This window comes from Bulleidia sp. HCP3S3_C9, assembly GCF_052064035.1.
GTDB lineage: Bacteria > Bacillota_I > Bacilli_A > Erysipelotrichales > Erysipelotrichaceae > Bulleidia.
Genome location: NZ_JBQHWJ010000008.1, coordinates 23,747 through 44,921, shown reverse-complemented (window position 1 = coordinate 44,921; position 21,175 = coordinate 23,747). Strand labels below are relative to the sequence as shown.

The window sequence follows — 21,175 nt, the reverse complement described above, 5'->3', positions numbered from 1 at the left end:
TCGACAGGATACTTTGATTTGTAAGAGAGAGTACGATGATTCCTGATTTCCTTGCCAATTGTAGATTTGTCTTTGCCAAGCGTATCTGCGATGGACTTTTTAGAAGAATTGTTTTCAATACCGCGTTGAATGATTCTGCGTTCGTCATCAGTTAAATGTAAATTCTTGTTAGATGTTGCCATGGTATGATCTCCTTTCTGGGAGGCAACACATCCAGCTGAGAAAAATAAAACATTCTGAAAGAGTAAAATCAACTGGAAGTTGGTGAAATAGTAAATTCTATTCTGTGTATACGAAAGTGGAATTTAACTTTTCAGTTCAGCCTTATTTAAAGTTGAAAAAACTTTTTCAAAAAAGTGTTGACTTCTGATTTTGAAAATGGTATATTCTTACTCGCTGAAAGGCAATAACTCGTATCACTGCAAGGCATATACGAGAGAAAATATAACAAAAAATTGCTCTTAGGAGCAAGTGATATATAACATCAAATCGATGAGAAAACTCATCGAGTGATATATAAAGGCGATCAGGACTTCAGTCCTGCGAAATATAACAACAACAGGGATTCTTCCCTGAGATATATACAGATTCACAAGGCAAGATGTCTTGTTTTTTTATATCTTTTTTTGAACGATGACAATGGATGCAAACTGTCATTGTTTTTTGTTTTTATAGTGAGATTAAAAAAATGACAAAGCGTATGCATGCGTTTTGTTTTTGTGTATCTCTCGTAAAACAAGTATATGTATTATAAAATTGTTATATCGATTGTATGTAATTTCATTTAGAAAATATGTGATTCCTAATATATGAAATCTCGTTTACCAGTATCGTAAAAACAATTGCAATGAAATTACATTTCATCATAATGTGAAATATAATAAAACAAGAAGGACGGGATATGAGTTTAAACAGTAGAATAAAGGATGTCTATGCATCATTAACAACAAGTGAAAAAATAATTGCGGATTATTTTCTTGTGCATAGAGAAGAAGTTGAAACAAGTGCAGTGAAAAATCTGGCGGAAAAGTGTGGTGTGAGTGCAGCAACGATCGTTCGTTTTTCAAGATCTCTTGGATATAGTGGATTTCCAGCATTGAAAATGGACTTGCTGGTTTCAGGTAAAAAAAAGGTGGATGACTTAACACAAGAGCTATCACAGTCAGAAAGTGTTAGAAATATTGTTGCGGCAACATATTCACATCGATTGAATACGCTGGAAAAAACAAAAGAGCTAATCGATGAGGAGACTGTTGAGAATTTTGTTGAGAAAATTCTTTCGTCTTCTGCGATATATCTTTGTGGAATTGGGGGCAGTGGACTTGTTTGTGAAGATATTTATCAGAAGTTTACACGTATTGGAATTCGTACATTTTATTCGCCTGATGAACAAGTAAATATTACCTGTCTCAGCAGTTTGAAAAAGGGAGATGTGCTGCTTGCGGTGAGTTATTCAGGAGAAACAAAATCTGTTTTGAAATCTGCTGAAATTGCGAAAGAAAAAGGTGCGTATGTTGCCAGCGTATCTCGACTTGGAAAAACAACGCTTTCGAAAATCTCGGATTGTGTTTTCAGTATTCCTGTACATGAAAATACAGTCAGAGCAGGAGCAATTGCAAGTAGAGACAGTTCTTTATTTGTCAGTGATATGATCTATCTTTCTCTTTTTTCAAAGAAACTGAAAGAAAATAAAAAGAATCTTGCAGAAACGAGAAAGTGGACAGAAAAGTTATAAGAGGTGGATTGCTATGAAATTAGATAAAATGGAAACAGAAACAAGAAATGCCAATACGATGGATATAGACAATTGTTCTTCATTAGAAATTGTGGAAAAAATTAATCGTGAAGATGCAAAAGTAGCAGAAGCTGTTGGAAAAAAGAAAGAACAGATTGCAGAAATCATTGATAAAGTCTCTGAACGAATGAAAAAGGGTGGCCGTTTAATTTATATCGGTGCAGGAACAAGTGGAAGACTTGGTGTATTAGATGCTTCGGAATGTCCTCCTACGTATGGCGTTTGTAGTGATCTTGTTGTCGGTTTGATTGCGGGTGGTCAAAGTGCCATGTTTAAGGCAAAAGAAGGTGCAGAAGATGATTATGATTTGGGAAGAAACGATCTTAAAAATCTGCATTTAAATGCAAATGATTCCGTCATTGGTCTTGCTGCAAGTGGAAGAACACCTTATGTAATTGGTGGACTGGATTATGCCAAATCTATTGGTGCATATACGGCTAGTGTTTCATGTGTGAGTGATAGTGAAGTTTCTTTGCATTGTGAAACGACAGTGGAAGTGATTACAGGTCCTGAAGTGATTACAGGTTCTACAAGAATGAAGGCGGGTACTGCTGAAAAGATGATCTGCAATATGATTTCTACTGGATGCATGATTCATTATGGAAAAGTATTTGAAAACCTTATGGTTGATGTGCAGCCAACAAATGAGAAGCTAGTTGTGCGCGCAAAGAGTATTATTGCGGAAGCTGTGCATTGTGATGCAAAAGAAGCTGAAGAGCTTTTTGAAGCAAGTGGTAAAAATGTTAAAATCGCCATTTTGATGGGAAAAGGCAAGTGCGATAAGAGTATGGCAGAAAAGAATCTGGCACAATGTAATGGAAATGTACATCATGCGATTGTTCATACAATGGAGAAAGCAAAATGAAATATATAGGGCTGATGTCTGGAACAAGTTTAGATGGTCTGGATATTGCGTATTGTTCAATTGATGGCTTTTATACTTCAACAAATGTTCAATTGCTTGCGTATAAAGAAGTAAAGATGCCTAAGCAATTAAAAGAAAAGATTCAGTTTGCATGTAATAAAGAAGGTGCACATACAGATGATATCTGTTCATTGAATTTTGAACTTGGGACATGGTTTGGAGAATCCACAAAACAGTTTATGGATGAAAATGCAATTCGTTGTGAAGATATTGATGCAATCTGTTCCCATGGACAGACAGTTTATCATATTCCTGAAAGTGGTAATGGACTTGTTCGCAGTACGTTGCAGCTGGGAGAGGCAGCAGTTATAGCATGGATCACTGGATGTAGAGTGATTTCTGATTTTCGCTCTATGGATATGGCAGCTGGTGGAGAAGGTGCTCCACTTGTTCCTTATGCAGATTATCTTTTATATAGAAGTAATACGAAGCGTAGAGTTCTCGTGAATATTGGCGGTATCAGTAATGTGACGTATCTTGATAAAGCGTGTAAAGAAGAAGATGTCGTTGCTTTTGATACTGGACCTGGAAATATGATGATTGATGAAGCAATGCGCCATTTCTTTCAGAAAGAATATGATAAGGATGGAGAAACTGCACGGAGTGGGAAGATTGTAGGTTCACTTTTTGAAGAATTAAAGAATGAACCGTATATCAGCAGTATTCCTCCAAAAAGTACAGGAAGAGAATTGTTTGGCAAACAAAGAGTGGAAAAAATACTTGCAAAGTATAAAGAAGATGGGAAAGATATCGTTGCAACGCTAACACATTTTACTGCCTGGTCAATTGCTGAAAATATTCATCAATTTTTAGAAGGAAATGGAAATGTTGATGAAGTGATTGTATCGGGTGGAGGTGCACATAATCACTTTCTTCTAGAACTGATACAGTATTATATGCATCATGCAAAAGTGATGTGTCAGGAAGATCTTGGTTTCAGCAGTGATGCAAAAGAAGCTATTTGTTTTGCTCTTCTGGGCAATGAAACATTGCATTTACATTATTCCAATATGAAAAGTGCGACAGGAGCAAAAGAAAAAGTAATTCTAGGAAATATTACGCCTGCCATCAGGAGGTTTGAGTGAAATGAATCGTTTAGAAAAGAATCAGAAATGGAATGATACTGATTATGATATTCCAAAATTTTCTTATAAAAGTGCTTTTTTGATTACGCTTGTTACATTTTTTGCTACGGCTTTGACAATTTATTTTTCTAATGGGAACAAAATATGTATACTGCTTGCTTTGAGTCTTTCTTTATCACTGACAACAGCATATTCGCGTTATTTTATAGATACAAAGAGAGGAATGGGAAAAGATTTCTTAAAAACATTTCTTCTCTTGTTTCTAGCATGTGCAGTTGTACTGTATTTCGTTCAATTCTAATAAGAAAATCCATGTGAACAATACTAAAATGTAAAATAACAGGATATATGCTATTTGTTCATTAAGAACACTTCTATAGTACATATCCTGTTATTCTTTATCTATATGGCATTTATTTGACGATTACTTAATTATTTTTGCTTTTTAAGTAATATCCACCAGCTTTATTAGAGCCACGATGTTCTACATAAGTAGTCAAATTTCTTTTCAACTCATTTTTTATCATGTCTCTGTTAACGAAGGGCATATTTGCTTGAATTAATTCTGTTAATTTTATCGTGCTGATTCCAGGATTTAGTTTTAAAGCTTTCATAATTTCTAGTCCTAAATCACTTATTGGGTCAGTTATTGGGTCAGTTGTTGATTCGTTTTTCAGATAGTTTATGTTTGGCAATGTGACAAAAAAGAAATTTTCTGTTGCTTTAAATTCAGGTTTCACGTCGTAATTCTTATAACTTTCAATTGTTCTAGGAATTCCTGTACCAAAATTTTCAATCATGCCTAGTTTATCGAACAAAATTTGCGAGATAGGTTCGATTAAGTGTCGGTGCACAAATAAAAGATGCATAAAAATGCACCTCAAAATATTTGAACGTCGATATTTCATGATGACATCTTGAAACATCATGTTATTTTACAATATGTCTAAACCTCATCAGATTTTGGAGCGACAGATTATATGGATCTTTTTGTCATTGTTTTGAAATTGAATGGGCTCTTTATCTTTGTCTTCTGTCTATGCCATTTTTCTGATAATACAACCATTTATTTTTATACATTCTATCATCTGCAGTTTTAGAAATTTCTTCTACATTTTCCCATTTCTTTTCACTGTTGAAAACAACACCATACGAAATGCCCATGGATTCGACAAGTTCACCATGCCAATGATTAACGTTTGCTTCAAATGTTTGCAGAAGCGCATCAAAATCTTCGACATGTTTACTTAAAAGAATCACAAATTCATCTCCGCCTACCCTATAAACTTTGCCATACTTGTAAAACACTTCTTTCATACAATCTGCAGCAGCTTTGATCAGTTCATCTCCAGCAGCGTGACCTAATGTATCATTGGCATGTTTTAATCCATTGAGATCTAAAGATAAATAAATCCATTCTTGATTTAGATCAAGCTGATGCATATCTGTTTCGTATGCATGTCTGTTATAACACCTTGTGAGTTCATCAGTATTGGAAGTATATAGTAATTTTTCTTTTTCAAATTTCTCTTTCATGAATTTAGAAAGAAGGAAGATCATACAACAAGAAGCGATTGCAAGATAAATACCAACGATAATAATGGCAATGGTATTTTCTTCGTGATAGAAGGTATTTTCCATAGTTACTGCGACAATGAAAGAGCCGTGTTGACGTAACATGCATCTTTCATTTTTCCCATTGATTGTTACATACATATCTAAAGGAGTGTCAGTTAATGCAGGTGTATGAATACCTATTTCATGCAAGGTCTTACCTAATTTTTCTGAATCTGTTGCACCTTCAATTACATTGGTGGTATGATCTGCAACAATTAGTTCCATGCCATCGTATACTGGCATATTCGCAACCACTTTGGATATTTTGTTTTGTTTTAGTTCTTTTAAAAGACGTTTTGGTGAAATGCCTACCTGGATCATCTTTGATTTAGATTCATCCCATGTGATTGCGTACATCATTTCTTTAGCTTCAGATGTATTTGGGGTAACATCCTGACACATAGAAAGATTCTTATCTTTTAACATGTCTTTAAAATAGGATATTTGCTCCCCGGAATCAAAAGAGTATCCATAATATTTAGGAATTGAACCACTGTAAATGACACCTTTTTCATTAAAGATATGAATTTCATCTACAGACATCAGTTTTGCGATTTTCTGTAATTCATCTACATCGTATTCTACTTCTGATTTTGCATCAATAATGTAAGAAACAGCTTTTGCTCTAACGATATAATCATCTTTTAATGAATCAATTAACTGAGCTTCACTGGTTTCGTTTTTATCAATAATAGAAATTACACGATCAAGCAAAACTTGAGAAGTCATAGAGGCATTTTTTTCGTTTACATAATTTAAAATGCCTGCTTCTAATAACAAAGCTATTGCAGTAACAACGATTGCTAAACCAATCAGATTTTTCTTTTTCATAGTTTAATTGTATAGTAATTCGTCATGTTTCGTTATAAATCTTTTTTGAATTGATGTGAATTTGAAATGATGAAAGTGATTTTTAGCTTATGAAATTATATTACAATTGTGGATTATGAACCAGATACATATCATCTAACTGGCTGTCATAATTTTTATCCACATCGTTATACTGGATTGTCTTTGGATTATTTTATTTCCTGTACGCAGAATTTTAAAAAATATGGTTTGCATACAGCCGCATTTGCCGGATGTACATCTGAAGACTGTTTTGGACCTTGGATTGCAAAAGAAGGATTATGTACATTAGAAATGCATAGAAATCTCCCATTAGATGTACAGATCAAACATATGATTGAAATTGGTTTGATTGATGATATTCTGATTTCAAACTGTTATCCATCTGAAGAAGAAATGAGACGTTTGAAGAAACTTGATCTTTCTTTAGTTACTTTTGAAGTGGATCCTTTAGAATCATTACCGGAATTATTCCATAAAGTTATATTTGATGAATTGCAGATGAATCGTGGAGATATGAATGAAAATATGATTCGTTCTACACAGACACGTGTGAAATATGCTTCTGAAACATTTTCGATTTTCAATGCTTCTGCTATCATAAAAAGAGGAGATGTCATGGTTGAGAGCTCTCTACATGGACATTATGCAGGTGAAGTGCAGATAGCAAAAACAGACATGGAAAATACTGGTTTAACAAATGTTATTGGACATGTACGTGAAGAAGAATTGTTTCTTCTGGATGATTTACGACCTTGGCAGAAATTTCGTTTTGTGGAGAAATAAATGATGGTCATTGGTATTGACGTTGGTGGTACAAAGACAAAAGCGGTTTTATTTGATGAAGCTGGGAATGTTGTGAAGGAAGTTGTATCAGGAAGTGCACATCCATTGAATGCAGATGATGAGACAATCATAAAAACGTTACAGGAATGTTTGATTGATGAGAGTTCACCTGTTGTTTTTGGGTATGCTGGCTATGGTAAAAATGCTAGTATGAGACAACATATTCATGATCTTGTGGCAAGTGTATGCAAAGATAGAAAATATGTTCTTTTGAATGATATTGAAATGGCAATGCTATCAACTCTTAAAGATGCAGATGGCATCTGTGTGATTCTTGGAACAGGAAGTATTGCATTGAAAAGAAAAGGCTCTTGTTTAGAAAGAAGAGGAGGCTGGGGATATGTTCTTGGTGATGAAGGCAGTGGATATGCAATTGGCAGGAAAATGCTGCGATTGTTTGTGAAGCAGGCAGACCATAGAGCTATTCCTTCTCACTTGTTTCAGGAAGTTATGCATTTGTATGATTTAAAAGATCCTTCAGAATTGATTGGAAAAATCATGAAAGATGGGAAAGTGAATCGTACGCTTGTGGCGCAATGTGCATCGCTTTGTGACAAAGATGGTGTTTTAGAAGAAGTGCAGATGATACTGGAAGAACAGGCAAAACAGGTTGCGGAAATGATCAATTCGTTTAGAGAAGACATGCCCGTTGTGATTACTGGCGGTATGTGTCATAACAAAGCATTTATGTCTTGCCTAGAGAAATATCTGGATTCATTTGAAGTTGCACAACATGAACCTGTATATGGTGCTTATGTATATGCAAAGGAAAAGACGTTATGAAGTTACATAGCGTCTTTTAATATCCTTGTGTTTTATCAACAATATTTTCTAATGGTTCTTTGTTGATGAAATGTAACAGGTTTTTATGGAAAATATGAATGACATTGTCATAGTTTGCCTGTGCGTTGAATCGACCAGAAATATGTGGTGTGATATATACATTTTCAACATTCCAAAGATCCATATTCTTAGGAAGTGGTTCATATTCTGTAACATCTAAGCAGGCAGCACGTAAATGCTTTTCTTTCATGATACGTACAAGATCCTTTGTGACGATTGCAGAACCTCTTCCAACATTGATGATCATTGCACCTTGTTTGATTTGATGCAGTCTTTCATAGTTGAATAAATGCTTCGTCTGTTCTGTTTCTGGAAGAGAGAGTGCGATGACATCTTTATCTGCTAATACATCATCAATTTTATCGAATGTATAAATGTCTTCTAGATAGTCTGGTAAATCATGTTTTGTACGTGTCAAACCATATACTCTGGCTCCTAGTGTATGCATGAGTTTTGCGTATGCAGAGCCAATATTTCCCATGCCGATGGATAATACTTTGAGTTGCAAAATTGTTGGGACAGAGCCTAGGTTGGTCCATTCGTGTTTTTGGGCAACTTTTTCATATGTAAACAGGTTTTTGTATACCGCAAGTGTGCAAGCAAGCATGTGTTCACTGATGGCTTCGTTGTATGCTCCTTTTGCGTTTGTTAACACAATGGAATCAGAAATTGAGCAATATGCATTTGCACCAGCGGAATCTAGCTGGATCCACTGCACAGAAGTATCTTTGATCATGTCTAAATCTGGATTTCCAAAAACAATGTCAATGTCTTTGAAATCTTCTTTTGTGACGGATTTTTTTTCTTTGAAAATACATTCAATTCCTGTATCTAAAAATTGTTGTTTCTTGTTTTCTTCGATTGGTGTTAAAAATAAAGCTTTCATAGTATAGTTACCTCTGGTGCATTATAACATCAATCTTTTCTTTGAAAGATGATTTTCTGAAGTTGAAATTGTAATATATTATCAGAAAAGGAATATGAAATATTTATGATAAAACTATTAATACGTGCAGATGATATTGGATATTGCGATGGTGTGAATCGTGGAATTCGAGATAGTGTAGAAGCTGGGCTTGTAAAAAGTGTTGGATTGATGCCGAATATGATAGAAGCAGTAAATGGCTTTCAAATGGTGAAGGATCAGGATGTTTGTGTTGGACAACATACAAATCTTTGTTTAGGTGTTCCTTGCTGCGATCCAAAAGATATTCCAAGTCTTGTGAATGAAAATGGAGAATTCAAATCAAGTTCACAATTCAGAAATGCATTCAAAGATGGTGTGGATTTAATTTCATTAGATGATGCTATTCTTGAAATTGAAGCACAGTATCGTAGATTTAAAGAAATGACAGGAGAAGATCCTGATTATTTTGAAGCACATGCATTTGCTTCAAATCATCTTTCAGAAGCGTTAGAAATCGTGTCTGAAAGAAACCATCTACCATATTCTAATCTTTCCCCTATGGATGAATATGGTACATTCTGTGGTATTAAAATCAGACAATGCAGGATGCGTTCTATGGAACAGGAATATGATCCATTTCTGACACTGCAGGAAGCAGTCAAGAATGCAGACCCTTCTGTTGTAAATGTATTTGTTACACATCCAGGATATGTGGATGCGTACCTTGAAATGCATTCTTCTTTAACTGTGAATCGTGAAAAAGAAACGGCAATGTTAAAAAATGAAGAAGTCAAGAAATGGCTGCAGGAGAATGAAGTAACTCTTGTTTCTTATAAGGATATTGTGAATCTATAAATTCATCAAACAATTCTTATCATTTGAACGTTTGGTTTGAAAATGATGTGGTGTAGAATATAAGTAATGAAGGAGGACATTTGTATGCTGAAACATATTAAATGGACGGATGTATTAATGGCACTTGCATATGTTGTTGCAGGTGTACTGTTAGTTATATTCCCAGATATCAGTGCGAAATATATTTCGTATATTGTTGGAATTACATCAATCGTATATGGAATTGTTTCTTTAACCGCGTATTTCCTGGCAGATATTCGTGAGACGCTCTACAACAATCATTTTGTGGTTGGACTGATCACAATCATATTTGGTTTAGCAGTCATTGTGAAAAGAGATCTCATTATGGATCTTGTACCATTTGTTCTTGGTCTATTGATTGTGACAAGCGGACTTGTAAAGCTGCATCGTGCTGTGATTGCAGCACGCATTAAATACAATGCTTCTTTCACATATGCATTATTAGGTGTTGTATCTATTATTGTTGGCATTGTGGTCATGTTCTTCTTGTCTGGTGAAACAACACAGAACATCATATTTATCATTATTGGATGTGGTTTGATCTATAGTGGAGCATCTGATCTGTTTATTCAATTCTTTCTGGCAAGTAAATTTAATGCGTTTATGAAACGCTTTGAAGGAGCTGTCAAGGATGCACAAAGCAATGTAATCAACGTAGAAGCAGTTGAAAAACCACAAGAAGACGAACAGTCAAATGATTCAGATATGGAAGGGTAGCATAGCTATCCTTTTTGTATGCACGAAATGACAAGAATGTATAATGTATAAATTCCTTTCCGCGAGGAATTTATGCTAGAATATTAACTCGGAGGATTTATATGTTTAATGACTGGTTTAGCATAGGTCCACTTACTGTACATGGATATGGTGTGATGATTGCGGTTGGTATCTTAGCAGCATCATGGCTGGCAGCAAAACTATGTAAAGAATATAAGCTGGACTATGAAAATATTGATTCATTTATTATATTTGTCATCGTTATTGGATATGCTTTTAGCAAGCTGACATATTGTTTAACTGTATTTGATCAATTCTTGAGTGATCCATTATCTGTACTTGGATCTGGAGGATGGGTCGTATATGGAGGAATCCTAGGAGGCTTGCTTGCAGCTTTGATCTGGTGCAAATGGAAAAAGTGGAAGTTCATGGATTATTTTCAAGTATTGATGCCATGTGTTTCTTTAGCACAGGGATTTGGAAGAATTGGCTGTTTCTTTGCGGGATGCTGTGGCGGTGCTGTAACAGATGCGTGGTATGGTATACAATTTCCAGCAACGTCACTTGCCTGGAATACAACACAGAAAATTATTCCAACACAGTTATTATCCAGTGCAGGAGATTTTTTGATTTTTGCATTTTTGATGTACAACCTGAAAAAAGGAAAACATCCAGAAGATACGGGAGCATGGTATCTGATCTTGTATTCTGTTGGTAGATTCTTGATTGAATTTTTGAGAGGAGATCTGATTCGTGGTGGAATTGGGCCATTCTCAACATCACAATTTATTTCATTATTTGTAGTAGTACTTGGTGCATATATGATTTGGAACAGACAAAGAAAAGAGGAGAAACAATGAAAATCGGTATCGCAAATGACCATTCAGCAGTCGCAATGAAAAATGAAGTCAAGGAGTATCTGGAAAGCCTTGGCTACGAAGTTGTAAACTTCGGAACAGACACAGATGATTCTGTTGATTATCCTGTGTATGGTGAAAAAGTAGCAGAAGCAGTTGCAAATGGAGAAGTTGATAGAGGTGTTGCAATCTGTGGAACAGGTGTAGGTATTGGACTTGCCTGCAACAAGGTAAAGGGTATTCGTGCTTGTACTTGTTCAGAACCATACAGTGCTGAATATTCTAGACGTCACAACAATGCAAATGTAGTTACATTTGGTGCAAGAGTTATTGGACCAGAAACAGCTAAGCAGATTGTAAAAGTATTCATGGAGACACCATTTGAAGGTGGCAGACATGAAAGACGTGTCAATCAGTTAATTGAAATCGAAAATAAATATTTCAAGTAAGATCACTTCATCTGGAGTGATTTTTTCTTTACAAGAAATGAAAAAAGAGAATAATTAAAAACAAAGAAAAGAGGTAGCGTATGTACTATATTGATATGCATTGTGATACGATCACAAGATTACTGAAAGATGCGGATCAAGGAAAATCATCCAGCTTAAGAGAAAATGATCTTCATATTGATCTGAATCGCATGAAACAGGCAAATTATTTATTACAGAACTTTGCAGTATTTACTCCACTTGGACATGTAGATGATCCAATGGAATTTGCATTGCGTGCAATTGACAAATACTATGAAGAAATTGACGGGAACAAAGATATCATTCGTCCAGTCTATTGCTATGGTGACATTGAAAAGAATCGTAAAGATGGATTTATGAATGCAATGCTGACGTTAGAAGAAGGTGCAGTTGTACATAATGATTTACGTATCTTAAGAGATTTTTATCGTCTTGGTGTAAGAATGATTACATTAACATGGAACTATGAAAATGGTATTGCATTCCCCAACTTTACACCTGGAAAAGATGAAGATCGTGGTGACATGTTAAGACATATCAATGAAACGGATGGTCTAACACCATTTGGAAGAGAATATGTCAAAGAATGTAATCGTTTAGGTATTATTGTGGATGTTTCTCATTTGGGAGATAAAGGATTCTGGGATGTGATTGCATTGAGCACAAAGCCAATTGTTGCTTCTCATTCCAATGCGAGAAGTGTTTGTGGGGTTGCTAGAAACATGAGTGATGAAATGATACTGGCATTGCATAAGAATGGTGGTGTCATGGGTATGAATTATTGTGAAGATTTTGTCAGTGATGATAATAATGGCAGTGTTATGAACATTGTGAAGCACATTAATCATATTAGAGATCTTGGATGTATTGATAATATTGGACTTGGTTCTGACTTTGATGGTATTTCTACAAGAAAAGAAATGGAAGAGTGTTCCAAGATGTACTTGCTATGTGATGCATTAGAAAAAGAAGGCTATACAGAAGAAGAAATTGAAAAAATCTGTTATAGAAACGTATTGCGCGTTTATGAAGCAGTACTCAAATGAAAATTAATTTGATAAAATAAGCTTAGCTTATGGAAAAAACAAATGACATTACAAAATTAAAAGTAGCATATGCAATGCGTGAATGCATGGAAAAAGCAACAGTAGAAGATATTACTGTTCGAAAGATCTGTGAACAAGGGAACTTTTCAAGGCAGACGTTTTATCGTTGCTTCAGTGATAAATATGATTTAATCAACTGGTATTTTGATCGTATCTTGAATGAATCATTCAAGCAGATGGGAAAAGGTACAACAATTCGTGAGAGTCTTGTTTTGAAATTCCGTTACATTCAACAGGAACAGTTGTTTTTTCGTGCAGCGTTTTCTTATGATGATCAGAATAATCTGACAGATCATGATTTTGAAATGATTTTTGATTTCTATAAAAATCTGATTCATGAAAAAAGTGGTGCATATCCAAATCAGGAAATGCAGGATATGCTGGAAATGTATTGTCATTCTTCTGTTTATATGACAGTGAAATGGATCATGAAAGAACATGCTAGATCTGCAGAAGAACTGGCAGATCTGATGGTGGAAGCAATGCCTTATCCATTATCACAATTGTTTAAAAAGCTGAATATTTTAGATTAATAACTTCCTGAAAAACCAGGAAGTTATTTTTTTGTGTGAAAAATTAATGAAAATTGTTTCAAAGAATATGTGTAAACTTTTCTGAAAAATGTTTGTTTCTTGTTGCAATGACTGCTATGACGTAATAAACTTAAAAACATAATTTGTAACGACAGATTATATGAGGAGGGAAATCACATGGGAAAATATATCTTAAAACGACTTGCCATTGGTATATTGACTCTGTTCATTCTTGCGACAATTACATTCTTCTTGATGCACGCAATTCCAGGAAGCCCATTTGGCGCAGATAACAAGAATCTAACACCTGAGCAATATGCTGCAATGGAAGCAAAGTATAATCTGGATAAGCCTTTATTCCAGCAATACACAACATACATGGTGAATTTGTTACACATGGACTTTGGTGAAAGTATTTCAAAGAAAGGTGAACTTGTATTAGACATCATTCTAAAAAGAGCTCCTGTGACTGCCAGATTGGGTGCATGTGCATTCGTTATCTCAGTTGTTGCAGGTATTACACTTGGAATCGTCGGTGCATTGACAAAGAAGAAATGGGTCAACGGATTCATTACATTCTTGGCAACGCTGGGTGTTTCCTTGCCGAGCTTCATCGTTGCAATCTTATTGATGATCTTCTTAGGTGTAAAACTGAAAATATTCCCACTGCTTGGATTAAGTACTCCAGCAAGCTATGTTCTTCCAACGATTGCATTGAGTATTGGCCCAATCGCAATGGTAACTAGATTGACACGTTCTTCTTTGAAGGATGTCATGAATAAAGACTATATCATTCTTGCACGAAGCAAAGGTACGGATGATGTGAAAGTCATTATCAAACATGCATTAAGAAATGCATTGCTTCCAGTTATTACATATTGTGGACCATTACTTGCAGGTCTTGTTACTGGCAGCTTCGTAGTTGAAACACTATTTACAATTCCTGGCATTGGTAAAGAATTTACAAGTTCCGTTACAAACCGTGACTATCCAATGATCATGGGATTAACGATCTTCCTTGGAGCTATCGTTATTCTGATGCAGCTTGCAAGTGATATCGTTGCCGCAATTGTTGATCCACGTATCAAAGTGAAGAGTTAAGGAGGCACATCATGAGTGAAATGAAATATGATCCATCTATGTTTGAAAAACTAGATGAAAGTGAAAAAAATGATGAAGCCATCGCAATGGAAAGTAAAACTTTCCTGCAGGATACATGGAGAAGATTCTGTTCCAACAAACTTGCAATTCTTGGACTAGTCGTACTTGTCATCATGATCTTATTGGCAGTCTTTGTTCCAGTTTTTTCTCAATATACATATGATGGACAAGATCTTGCAAATACAAATGCACTTCCATCTGCAACGCATCTATTAGGTACAGATAAACTTGGAAGAGATATCCTTGTTAGAATCTGTTCTGGTATGAGAGTTACATTGGCCATTGGATTTACATCTGCCGCAATCAACCTCTGCATTGGAATTGTTTATGGTGGATGTGCTGGATACTTTGGGGGAAGAGTGGATATGACAATGATGAGAATCGTAGATATCATCGACTCAGTTCCATCATTACTTTATACAATCATGATCTTGATGGTATTTGGCAACTCTGTATTCTCAATGATGCTTGCAATTTCCTTGACATCATGGATTACAATGGCGCGTCAGGTAAGAGCACAGGTTATGAGTTTGAAAGAAATGGAATTTGCGATGGCTGCGAAAGTTATTGGATGTTCAGATCTAAGAATCTTATTAAAACACTTAGTTATCAATGCATTAGGACCTATCATTGTTTGTCTTACAATGATGATTCCTTCCGCAATCTTTACAGAAAGTTCATTGAGCTTTATCGGTATTGGTATTCAACCACCTGCTTGTTCCTTAGGTTCATTAGCCAATGAAGCTAGACAGTTGATCAATACACAGCCATTACAGGTTGTCTGGCCAGTTATCACAATTGCATTAATTACATTGTCTTTGAACTTTATTGGAGATGGTGTAGGCGAAGCATTAGAAGCAAAACGTTAGGAGGTGTGAAAGATGTCCTTATTAAAAGTAGAAGACTTACATACAGAGTTTAAGACAGATCAAGGAATCGTTCACGCAGTACGTGGAGTTTCATTTGAATTAAATCAGGGTGAAGTGCTTGGAATCGTTGGTGAATCTGGTTCTGGTAAATCACAGACAATGTATACAATCATGGGATTGCTGAGTGAAAATGCATTGCCAGTCAAAGGTAAAGTAACTTTTGATGGAAAAGATATCAGTGCAGAATCATTCAAAAGCAAAAAAGAATATAACAAGATGATGAATGAGATCCGTGGAAATACAGTTGCGATGATTTTCCAGGATCCTATGACATTCTTGAATCCAGTTTTGAAAATTGGAACACAGTTGATTGAACCAATTATGAATCATAAGAAAGTCAGTAAAAAAGAAGCTTATGATATGGCAATCAAATTAATGAAACAGGTTGGTATTCCTTCTGCTGAAAAGAGAATCAATCAATATCCATTTGAGTTCTCAGGTGGTATGAGACAAAGAATCATCATTGCGATTGCACTTGCATGTAATCCAAAACTGATCATTGCGGATGAACCAACAACTGCATTGGATGTAACAATTCAAGCACAGGTACTGGAACTCATTAATTCTTTAAAAGAAGAAAGTGATTCTTCCATTATCATGATCACACATGACTTAGGTGTCGTGGCAAAACTTTGTGATCGTGTAGCGATTATGTATGGTGGAAAGATTGTAGAAATCGGAACAGATCGAGAAATTTTCTACGAATCTAAACATCCATATACACAAGGTTTATTAAGCTGTATTACAAATCCAGAAGATGATTCTGATGAAGATCTGCAGCCAATTCCTGGTACACCGCCAGATTTATTGAAACCACCTGTTGGCTGTCCATTCTATGCTAGATGTCAACATGCAATGAAAATCTGTAAAGAACAGCTGCCTGAAACAACAACATTTTCACCAACACATCAATGTGCGTGCTGGCTGATTCAAGCAAAGGAGGCAAGTCATGAGTGAAACAATTTTAAAGGTTGATCATTTAAAAACTTACTTCGACGTAACAAAAGGAGTGTTTGCGAAGAAACAGATTGTTAAAGCAGTGGATGATGTAAGTTTTGAAGTATATAAAAATGAAACGTTTGGTCTTGTAGGTGAATCTGGATGTGGAAAGAGTACACTTGGCAGAACAATCGTAAAGCTATATGAACCTACAGATGGATCCATTGAATTTGAAGGAAAAGATATTTCTAAGATCAAAGGAAAAGAATTGAAAGCATATCGCAAAGATATGCAGATGATCTTCCAGGATCCATATGCATCCTTAAACCCAAGAATGACTGTTGGTGAAATTATCAAGGAACCAATGAAAATCTTCAATATTTATGATACGGATGAAGAAAGAGAAGCAAGAGTCAGAGAACTTCTAGATATTGTTTCTTTAAAACCTGATCATATTCGAAGATATCCTGCAGAGTTCTCAGGTGGTCAAAGACAGCGTATTGGTATCGCAAGAGCTCTTGCGGTGAATCCTAAATTCATTGTGTGTGATGAACCTATCAGTGCATTGGATGCTTCTATTCAGGCACAGGTTATCAACTTATTGAAACACATTCAAAAAGAAATGGGTATTTCCTATATTTTCATCGCACATGATCTAGGCATGGTAAAACATATTTCCGATCGTATTGGTGTTATGTATCTTGGTCATATTGTTGAGTGTGGTCCAAGTGATGTTGTATATCATACACCACTGCATCCATATACACAGGCGCTCTTATCTGCGATTCCAATCCCAGATCCAGACGTCGCAAAAGCAAAACAGAGAATTGTTTTGGAAGGTGAAATTCCTTCACCAATTAACACGCCAGCTGGTTGTCCATTTGCATCTAGATGTCCTAGAGCAACGGAAAGATGCAGAAAAGAGACACCAAAACCAGTTCAGCTCGGTGAACGCAGCGTGGCATGTTTCTTATATGAAAAGTAAAGGGGAAAAATTATGAACAAAGTATTGAAATCAGTTCTAACCGCAACAATGGTTCTAGGTATGGCAGCTTGCTCTAGCACACCAGCCGGTTCCACCACAGCATCTTCTGGCTCAAATAGCGGTGTATTCCGTGTAGCTATGGAAGGTGAATCTAACTATCCTGATGCAGCAATTGCATCAGATTCAATTACTGGCAGCGTAACATCTTTAACAGCCGTAACACTTTACCGTCTCACTAGCTCTGGTGAAATGGAACCTGCTGCAGCTGACAGCTATGATGTCAGTGAAGATGGCTTGACATATACATTCCATCTAAAGAAAGGTTTGAAATGGAGTGATGGTTCAGATCTAACAGCAAAAGACTTCGAGTATGGCGTTAAGCGTTCTCTTGGTTTGAGTGTTGCAGATGCTGGATTTAACATCTACATTTCTGGATACCTTAAAAATGGTGACAAGTACAACGAAAGTAACGCTGTAAGTGATATGACAGATTTGGGTGTTGAGGCTACGGATGACGATACACTAGTGTTCACCCTCCAAAAACCATGTGATTATTTCCCATGCCTGACATCTCTAGGCGTATATTCTCCAGCAAAGGAAGGCGTTTATACAGAACATGATTATAAGTGGGCTGATGATGTAGATGCTCCAGTATCTGGGCCATATAAGCTAAAATCTATTGACCGTTCTACAGAAGTTGTACTTGTCAAAAATGATAACTTCTACAACGCAGACAAGGTTACTACAGAAGAAATCGACTATAAGGTAATTACAGATACTTCTGCACAGCTCATGGCTTATCAGAATGGTGAAGTTGATTTCGCAAAGAGTCTGGATACTTCTGTCATCAAGCAGTATGAAGGTCAGGACGATCTTGTAATGCCAGGTGGTGTTATTAACTACTACGTTGAATTGAATACAGATGACGTAACAACGTGTGAAGCACTTAAGGATAAGGATGTTCGTAAGGCCCTTTCTGAAGCTGTTAACCGTAAGGAAATGTGTGCAGCTTTAGATGCTGGTGATCTTTATGTTCCACTTTATGGCTTCGTTCCAAAGGGACTTCCTGGAAGTACAGAAGGCAGTGACTTCCGTGAAGAAGGTGGAGATCTCATTACAGAAGATCTAGACGATGCTAAGAAGATCATGGAAAGCAAGGGTTACACAGAATCTAACCCACTTGAACTTGAATACTACTACAACGATACAACAGTACATTCAACAGTTGCACAGGTTCTTCAGCAGCAATTAGCTAAGATCAATGTTAAGGTTACATTGAAGTCTGGTGAAATCAGAACATTCTTCGATGATCGTACATCTGGTAACTTCCAGGCTGCAAGAAATGCATATTCTGCAGACTATATGGATGTTTCTAACTATATGAACCTATGGCTCTATAATACACAGTCTACAAAGATTACAAGTGATGAACACTATGATGAACTTGTAAACAAGGCTGAAACAACAACAGATCATGATGAACGTTACAAGCTATTACATGAAGCTGAATCTTACTTCATCAAGGATATGAACTACAACATTCCTTTATTCCAGTATGGTTCATTCTATCTGTTAAAGCCAGGTATCACAGGTATTGAATTTACACCTCAGGGATCTGCTGATCTGACATACGTAAAATTATCTTAATTGATATTAACCAGGCTTCATGTGGAGCCTGGTTATTCTCATAGAAGGGGAAATGTTTATGGAATTTGATTTAACAAAACCGTATTGTTATTACTTTAATGAAATTTGTAAGATTCCTCATGGTTCCTGTCATGAAAAGGCAATCAGTGATTATGTTGTTTCTTTTGCGAAAGAACATCATTTGAGATATGTACAGGATGCTATGTGGAATGTGGTGATCTATAAAGATGCATCTGATGGGTATCGTGATTATGATCCTGTGATGCTGCAGGGACACTTAGATATGGTTTGTGAAGCTGTTGCGGGACTGGATTTTGATTTTGAGACACAGCCAATTGAAACCTATGTGGATGAAGAAGGAAGACTGCGTGCAAAAGGTACAACACTTGGTGCTGATGATGGCATGGGTGTTGCGCAGATGCTTGCAATTCTAGCGGATGATTCTTTGAAGCATCCACCGCTGGAATGTGTTTTTACAGTACAGGAAGAAGTTGGTCTTTGCGGTGCTTTGGCAATGGATAAATCTCTTCTGCACTCTCATCGTATGATTTCATTAGATGGCGGTGGAGAAGTTGTAACAGGAATTTCTTCTGCAGGCGGAATCCAGGCTGTGAATACAATTGCATGTACGTTTCAAAAGCAAAGCAATCCTTGTTATCAATTGAAGGTGACAGGACTAACAGGTGGTCATTCTGGTGGTGAAATCCATAAGGAAAAAGGAAATGCGAATAAGCTAGTCGCAAGAATTTTAAAAGAAATGATGAATGATGGTGTGGATGTTTCTTTAGTGTCATTCAATGGCGGTGCAAAAGATAATGCCATCTCTAGAGAATCTGTTGCGGTATTTGCTTCTGAGAATGATGCAGATTATTTGAAAGATCTCGTGAAAGAGAAAACAGAAAAAATCTCTGTGGAATTTGAACATTCTGATCCTGGCTTTCAAACAGTATTTGAAAGGGTAAAAACGTGTAATGAATGCATGGATCAGACAAGCACGAAGCATGTCATTGATTATCTGTATCTTGTAGACAATGGCTTTCAGCATCGTTCGATGGCGATTGAAGGATTGACATTAACAAGCTTGAACTTAGGAATTGTAAAAACGGAAGGAAAGAATGTGATCTGTAATTCTTCGATCCGCAGTGCATTAGAAGAGGCAATTGATGATGATGTGGATCATATCAGGTGTTTAGCTTCCTATACAGGTGGAAACGTAGAAACAATGGCAAGATATCCAGCGTGGAACTATGATCCAGATTCAAAGATGAGAGAAACATTCAAGAAGGTATTTGCTTCTTTGTATGATGGAAAAGAGCTGCAAGAGAATGCAGGACATGGTGGATTAGAATGTGCTGTATTTACACAGGTGGATGGTGGTATGGACATTATTACATGTGGACCGGTTTCTCATGGCTGTCATACACCAGATGAATTTCTTGATTTAGCTAGCTTTGATAGAGCATATACATTATTAACAACAATTATTGCAAATGTAGAGAAGAAGGCGTAAGAATATGAAAAAAGGTTTAGTTGTAATTTTGAGTGGTGCATGTTCTGTAGGAAAACATGACCTGACAAATCGTTTGTTAAATGATCCTGATTTAGATCTGGTATATTCTGTTTCTTTAACAACGCGTCCTAAAAAAGAAAAGGAAGTGGATGGAAAAGATTACTATTTTGTGGATTTTGCATCTTTTGCACAGGCGGTAAAGGATCATAATCTTCTTGAATATACAGAATTTAATGGATGGTATTATGGAACACCTAAAAATCAGGTGGAATTTTTAAGAGATACTGGAAAAAATGTGCTGATTACAGTAGAAGCGCAAGGTGTTGGCCCAATCAAGCTGGAATTACCTGAGGCACTTGCAATCTTTATTACTCCAGCATCCATTGATGAATTAGAGAGTACAATTCATGAAATCTATCAGGATGATGAAGCAAGTGCAACGCGTCGTATCAATAAGGCAAAAATGGATATGGAACTGGCTCCATTATTCCAGAATGTTGTGAAGAGTGAAGATGCGGATAAGACATATCAGGCAGTGAAAGATATGATTTTGAAAGAATTACATAAGGATGCCTGAT

The 21,175-nt window shown here is 36.1% G+C and carries 23 protein-coding genes; 19 read left to right on the top strand and 4 right to left on the bottom strand.

The features are described 5' to 3' along the window. Positions 1 to 182, bottom strand: a 182-nt coding sequence (locus ACTND6_RS02965) for a helix-turn-helix domain-containing protein (protein WP_441021912.1), incomplete at its 3' end; no start/stop codon positions are given. A 719-nt stretch (positions 183 to 901) separates the two neighbouring features. Between ACTND6_RS02965 and ACTND6_RS02960 the strand changes: the two genes are divergently transcribed. From ACTND6_RS02960 to ACTND6_RS02945, 4 genes are read left to right on the top strand one after another with little or no spacing between them, the layout of a single operon-like run. After that, entirely contained in the window at positions 902 to 1,735 is an 834-nt protein-coding gene (locus ACTND6_RS02960) for a MurR/RpiR family transcriptional regulator (RefSeq protein WP_441021910.1), read from the top strand. Positions 1,736 to 1,748: 13 nt separating this feature from the next. Beyond that, positions 1,749 to 2,660 (top strand): N-acetylmuramic acid 6-phosphate etherase, encoded by a 912-nt coding sequence (gene murQ, locus ACTND6_RS02955; RefSeq protein WP_441021908.1) that lies wholly within the window; start codon positions 1,749 to 1,751, stop codon positions 2,658 to 2,660. Then, positions 2,657 to 3,805 carry an anhydro-N-acetylmuramic acid kinase AnmK gene (gene anmK / locus ACTND6_RS02950; protein WP_441021906.1) on the top strand — a complete coding sequence of 383 codons (1,149 nt, stop codon included), beginning with the start codon at positions 2,657 to 2,659 and terminating at the stop codon, positions 3,803 to 3,805. Before murQ ends, anmK begins: the two co-directional genes overlap by 4 nt. Position 3,806: 1 nt before the next feature. Beyond that, positions 3,807 to 4,106, top strand: a complete 300-nt coding sequence (locus ACTND6_RS02945; protein ID WP_441021904.1) for a hypothetical protein — start codon at positions 3,807 to 3,809, stop codon at positions 4,104 to 4,106. Between the two features lie 127 nt (positions 4,107 to 4,233). Here ACTND6_RS02945 and ACTND6_RS02940 read toward each other — a convergent pair whose 3' ends face one another. Next, a complete protein-coding gene (locus ACTND6_RS02940; RefSeq protein ID WP_441021902.1) occupies positions 4,234 to 4,605 on the bottom strand; it encodes a hypothetical protein in 372 nt (123 codons plus the stop codon). Between the two features lie 220 nt (positions 4,606 to 4,825). After that, a complete protein-coding gene (locus tag ACTND6_RS02935; protein ID WP_441021901.1) occupies positions 4,826 to 6,253 on the bottom strand; it encodes a GGDEF domain-containing protein in 1,428 nt (475 codons plus the stop codon). A 108-nt stretch (positions 6,254 to 6,361) separates the two neighbouring features. Between ACTND6_RS02935 and ACTND6_RS02930 the strand changes: the two genes are divergently transcribed. Both ACTND6_RS02930 and ACTND6_RS02925 read left to right on the top strand, forming a co-directional pair. After that, positions 6,362 to 7,057, top strand: a complete 696-nt coding sequence (locus tag ACTND6_RS02930) for a MupG family TIM beta-alpha barrel fold protein (RefSeq protein ID WP_441021900.1) — start codon at positions 6,362 to 6,364, stop codon at positions 7,055 to 7,057. Beyond that, the gene (locus tag ACTND6_RS02925) at positions 7,058 to 7,900 is read left to right on the top strand and encodes an N-acetylglucosamine kinase (RefSeq protein WP_441021898.1); all 843 of its coding nucleotides are present in this window, start codon (positions 7,058 to 7,060) and stop codon (positions 7,898 to 7,900) included. It abuts the gene before it with no gap. A gap of 16 nt (positions 7,901 to 7,916) precedes the next feature. Here ACTND6_RS02925 and ACTND6_RS02920 read toward each other — a convergent pair whose 3' ends face one another. Further along, positions 7,917 to 8,846: a D-2-hydroxyacid dehydrogenase gene (locus ACTND6_RS02920; protein WP_441021896.1), complete on the bottom strand. Its 930-nt coding sequence runs from the start codon at positions 8,844 to 8,846 to the stop codon at positions 7,917 to 7,919. Between the two features lie 105 nt (positions 8,847 to 8,951). Here ACTND6_RS02920 and ACTND6_RS02915 point away from each other — a divergent pair, with 105 nt between their 5' ends. The 13 genes from ACTND6_RS02915 (at position 8,952) to ACTND6_RS02855 (ending at position 21,174) form a co-directional block, all read left to right on the top strand. Beyond that, positions 8,952 to 9,722 carry a ChbG/HpnK family deacetylase gene (locus ACTND6_RS02915; protein WP_441021894.1) on the top strand — a complete coding sequence of 257 codons (771 nt, stop codon included), beginning with the start codon at positions 8,952 to 8,954 and terminating at the stop codon, positions 9,720 to 9,722. Positions 9,723 to 9,806: 84 nt separating this feature from the next. Next, complete coding sequence (locus tag ACTND6_RS02910; RefSeq protein WP_441021892.1) at positions 9,807 to 10,460, top strand: DUF308 domain-containing protein; 654 nt, start codon at positions 9,807 to 9,809, stop codon at positions 10,458 to 10,460. Between the two features lie 101 nt (positions 10,461 to 10,561). After that, a complete protein-coding gene (locus ACTND6_RS02905; RefSeq protein ID WP_441021890.1) occupies positions 10,562 to 11,320 on the top strand; it encodes a prolipoprotein diacylglyceryl transferase in 759 nt (252 codons plus the stop codon). Further along, positions 11,317 to 11,766, top strand: a complete 450-nt coding sequence (gene rpiB / locus ACTND6_RS02900) for a ribose 5-phosphate isomerase B (RefSeq protein ID WP_178176872.1) — start codon at positions 11,317 to 11,319, stop codon at positions 11,764 to 11,766. Before ACTND6_RS02905 ends, rpiB begins: the two co-directional genes overlap by 4 nt. An 80-nt stretch (positions 11,767 to 11,846) precedes the next feature. After that, a complete protein-coding gene (locus ACTND6_RS02895; protein WP_441021888.1) occupies positions 11,847 to 12,833 on the top strand; it encodes a dipeptidase in 987 nt (328 codons plus the stop codon). A gap of 29 nt (positions 12,834 to 12,862) precedes the next feature. Continuing rightward, the gene (locus ACTND6_RS02890) at positions 12,863 to 13,426 is read left to right on the top strand and encodes a TetR/AcrR family transcriptional regulator C-terminal domain-containing protein (protein ID WP_441021886.1); all 564 of its coding nucleotides are present in this window, start codon (positions 12,863 to 12,865) and stop codon (positions 13,424 to 13,426) included. Between the two features lie 177 nt (positions 13,427 to 13,603). Further along, on the top strand, positions 13,604 to 14,527 hold the full coding sequence (locus ACTND6_RS02885) for an ABC transporter permease (protein WP_441021884.1): 924 nt from the start codon (positions 13,604 to 13,606) through the stop codon (positions 14,525 to 14,527). An 11-nt stretch (positions 14,528 to 14,538) separates the two neighbouring features. Next, complete coding sequence (locus ACTND6_RS02880; protein ID WP_441021882.1) at positions 14,539 to 15,456, top strand: ABC transporter permease; 918 nt, start codon at positions 14,539 to 14,541, stop codon at positions 15,454 to 15,456. A gap of 12 nt (positions 15,457 to 15,468) precedes the next feature. Beyond that, positions 15,469 to 16,473, top strand: a complete 1,005-nt coding sequence (locus tag ACTND6_RS02875; protein WP_178176877.1) for an oligopeptide/dipeptide ABC transporter ATP-binding protein — start codon at positions 15,469 to 15,471, stop codon at positions 16,471 to 16,473. Beyond that, entirely contained in the window at positions 16,466 to 17,440 is a 975-nt protein-coding gene (locus tag ACTND6_RS02870) for an ABC transporter ATP-binding protein (protein ID WP_441021880.1), read from the top strand. The genes ACTND6_RS02875 and ACTND6_RS02870 overlap by 8 nt, the downstream gene beginning before the upstream one ends. A gap of 12 nt (positions 17,441 to 17,452) precedes the next feature. Then, positions 17,453 to 19,087 carry an ABC transporter substrate-binding protein gene (locus ACTND6_RS02865; protein WP_320100485.1) on the top strand — a complete coding sequence of 545 codons (1,635 nt, stop codon included), beginning with the start codon at positions 17,453 to 17,455 and terminating at the stop codon, positions 19,085 to 19,087. Between the two features lie 58 nt (positions 19,088 to 19,145). Next, positions 19,146 to 20,597: a beta-Ala-His dipeptidase gene (gene pepD, locus ACTND6_RS02860; protein WP_441021877.1), complete on the top strand. Its 1,452-nt coding sequence runs from the start codon at positions 19,146 to 19,148 to the stop codon at positions 20,595 to 20,597. A gap of 4 nt (positions 20,598 to 20,601) precedes the next feature. Then, a complete protein-coding gene (locus ACTND6_RS02855) occupies positions 20,602 to 21,174 on the top strand; it encodes a GTPase (protein WP_178176881.1) in 573 nt (190 codons plus the stop codon). Position 21,175: the final 1 nt, after the last annotated feature.